Raw genomic sequence first — 3,320 nt, forward strand, 5'->3', positions numbered from 1 at the left:
GTGAGTGGCAGTATCACGTTAAGTTAATCAAGCGTGATTACAGTCATTTAATCAAAGCGGGGTAGCCCCCGCTTTAACCTTAAAACTGGTCATCACTCCGCTGTCACTCCTAAAAGCAGGGCGCTAGCCCAGTGATAACAAGGCTTGCGAAAGTCGTCACTACCGATGGTGATGTAGTGACGACTTCAAAAAGCGGCTAAAAAAACGAATTAGAGAGCCCGTTTCACATGTGAAACTGCACTATAAAAAATTAGTGCTTTACAAAAAAAGGTGCGTCTGGGAAAATTTTTAGCTGTCAGGGGATGCGCCTGAGAAAATGCTCTTTAAGTGGTTGATGAACTAGAGAAAATTGGCTATTGCTACGATTGCCGCGTTGGGCTTTCCTGATGCCCCAGTGGGAAAAAACAACATGTTCCTCTGACAGAAGAAGAGCGAGCTTTTGCTGCTGATGGCATGCTTAAAGAATATTGGAANGGGAAAAAACAACATGTTCCTCTGACAGAAGAAGAGCGAGCTTTTGCTGCTGATGGCATGCTTAAAGAATATTGGAATTCTCGAAATGAACGGGGGGATCCATGGGCCAAGGCCGGTTTGGCTTTGTGGGACCCAGAAAACCCTGATGTAACTCAAGCTCATCGAGATATGGCAAAAGTTCTCAAAGGTAGACTAATTTACGAAGCTGGAGTTGCCGGTGAACTGGAAAAAAATTCACACCCTAAGGATACTGAGCGATACCTGAGATATGTAGGGATTGCAGTTATGCGCGGACATGCTCAAGCCGTAGCAAGAGACTATTCTCAGAAACTAGGTGATCGATGGGGGGTGCTAGACAAATATCAAGGTGCCATATTCCATCATAAAGTTTTCACCAAATTAAACTTGCCTGCTTCAGTCTACGGAGGTACTCCATTCGGGTCTGGGCAATGGGTACCACTGGTTTCATTTCAAGCATGGATGACAAATCAAATTTCTAATTTGCCAAATTTTCCAGTTGTAACAAGTGGGCCTGGAGGATTAACTACTATTAATTCTTGGTGTGGATATATGTGTTTTGGACAAGGATATATTTCAAATGAAGATAACCATCATGATGCAAGTAAATAGCTTCCTCAAAGTATCAATTAGATTAATCTTGATTGCTATAGGTTTATTAAGTATCTGCTCTTGTGCGGACTCTAAGAAAGTACTGATTTTTGAAGAAAACCCGATATGCATTCCACATGAAGAGTTTGTTGCTATTGATTGGGGAAACAATGGTAGTGCTAAAGAAGTGAGTGTTCGATTTGATATACCAGTACCAGAAAAAAACGATAATTCTACAATATATGCTCATATAACAGCTCAGAATAAATTCATTGGATCTTTGTTTTACAAAGAGCTACGCAGTTCAGTTGATAGCGTGAAGAAGGCTGAGCTAGAGAGAGTTTACGGTTTAAGGAAAATGGAAAGTAAAGACTCCGCTGGCGTTTTTCATTTATTCGATGACAACTATGACTTATCATTAGATTCTTATGTTGCAAGCTGTTTTACATTATCTGATTCTATGGGAGAGTGCACTTTGGGAATGGACTCAGATAAATATCACTTAAAAATTGACTTTGATCTGAGTCAACTTAAGTATTGGTCCAAAATTAAGGAGCAGTCATTGATTAGTTTTGAAAAATACAAATGTAAATAAAAGTTAAGCCCCAGTGGGGATAGTTCGTTAAATCAGGCTACAGAGATTTTAGATAAGATTTCTAAAATTAATACCGTCGTTGCGTTAGGGACGGAAGAAGCTAAGTTATTACAAGAGTCAGGTCAACTTGTATTAACTGATGGACAAGCGAGAGTTATCGCTGAATTTGAAAATTTGGATGCTACTAAATTAGCCGCGGATGCTAATAAGGTACAATTAAGACTTGCAACAGCTTCCAAAGTGGCGGGGGTGGTGGGTAACGTAATTAACGTGGCCCAAATAGCATTAGAAATTGAAAAACATGAACGTGGTAAGATCACAGGGACAGAGCTAGTAATAAACCTTACTAAAATTGGAGTGCCGATGGCCATAGGTCTTGTAAGTCTTGAAGGAAGTGTACTCGCTACAACAACAACAACAGGCTATGAATTAATTTATAAAGTTTATGACAATGCCATGACCTTAGGAGATAAGGTTGAAGCGATAAAACATATGAATAGAATGAACAGAATGGATGATCCTGTGGAAATTCAAGATTATATGGATGCTCATGGCTTGGATTATAATTAGAAGGCTAATGTTGATTAGATATAAACTGTGGTTGATTGTTGCGACTAATCGTTGGAATCATTGAGTAATGAGAGCAAACAAAAAAACTTATCTTTATCACTACTGGATTATTGTATTATTCTTAGTGTTGGCTTTGGTTTTACCTAGATTAATAGAGTTATTTATTAGTAGTAAGCTACATGAAAATACAATAATTTTTATCGAATTTGCTTTAATTTGTCCAGCTATTTTGGCAATGATTCTATTTGTACAATATTATAGTTTGAGCAAGAATTTAAAAGTTAAGTATTTTGATAATAAGGTGTTCATATGCTCTGGTGAAACTAAAAAAAGCTTTGAAATTAGTGATGTTCAGCAACTAAGAATAAAATACTCAATTCCAGTATATTTTAAAGGTTTTCGGTATTTCCCAACAGATAGTTTTATGTATGCTCTGATATATCTACGTTCAGGAGAACGTTTTTTGATAACTTCATTCCTTGATTTGGAGTTGCTCGATACAATTCGTTTTTTTGAAGGTAAAGTAAATGTAGTAAAAAAGCCAACATTAATGTGTTGGCCGCCTAAACAGAATTGATGGAGGCAACTCGGCAAGATACCTCTTGAAATTAGTATAACGGGTCAGGTCGCGTTATTAATAATTAAGCTCGAACAAATTAAAACCAGACATATATTATCACCCGACAAAAAATAATACCGGACACCCTGATTTATCATTTCATAACCAACATTGAATTTCCAACTAAGTTAGACGATGATTTGTTGCGAAATCAAGAAAGAAAATATGACATTGAGTGGGGACATCCGTGACTTTACAATGGTTGGAGTTCCCCGCTTACGGCTTCGCCTTTGTGTTTTGGTTGTCACACTGTAGTGGTCAAGTAACTTTGGCCACAGATTTAGAGTTTTTCCAATAAATATCTTCCGCTATGTTTGGTGTTAAGCCGTTATTAAAAGTATGTTGTAGTTTACTTTTTTACCATCATACTTCTTGCCAATTTATTTATCATAAGATTGTGCAAGAATTAAACGACTTTACCCAATTAACATCGTCCGCTTTTTAGTGCTTGCC

The 3,320-nt window shown here is 37.5% G+C and carries 3 protein-coding genes; all 3 read left to right on the forward strand.

The features are described from left to right. Positions 1-1,072: 1,072 nt before the first annotated feature. Positions 1,073-1,678 (forward strand): hypothetical protein, encoded by a 606-nt coding sequence (locus ABVT42_RS21800; RefSeq protein ID WP_353898065.1) that lies wholly within the window; start codon positions 1,073-1,075, stop codon positions 1,676-1,678. Between the two features lie 174 nt (positions 1,679-1,852). Next, complete coding sequence (locus ABVT42_RS21805) at positions 1,853-2,248, forward strand: hypothetical protein (protein WP_353898066.1); 396 nt, start codon at positions 1,853-1,855, stop codon at positions 2,246-2,248. A 67-nt stretch (positions 2,249-2,315) separates the two neighbouring features. Then, positions 2,316-2,825 carry a PH domain-containing protein gene (locus tag ABVT42_RS21810; protein WP_353898067.1) on the forward strand — a complete coding sequence of 170 codons (510 nt, stop codon included), beginning with the start codon at positions 2,316-2,318 and terminating at the stop codon, positions 2,823-2,825. Positions 2,826-3,320: the final 495 nt, after the last annotated feature.

It is taken from the genome of Aliikangiella maris (assembly GCF_040719265.1).
Lineage (GTDB): Bacteria > Pseudomonadota > Gammaproteobacteria > Enterobacterales > Kangiellaceae > Aliikangiella > Aliikangiella maris.

Bases quoted from the DNA above. Each gene is read 5' to 3' on its own strand.
- ABVT42_RS21800 (WP_353898065.1), top strand. From the start codon at position 1,073: ATGAAGATAACCATCATGATGCAAGTAAATAGCTTCCTCAAAGTATCA.
- ABVT42_RS21810 (WP_353898067.1), top strand. From the start codon at position 2,316: ATGAGAGCAAACAAAAAAACTTATCTTTATCACTACTGGATTATTGTA.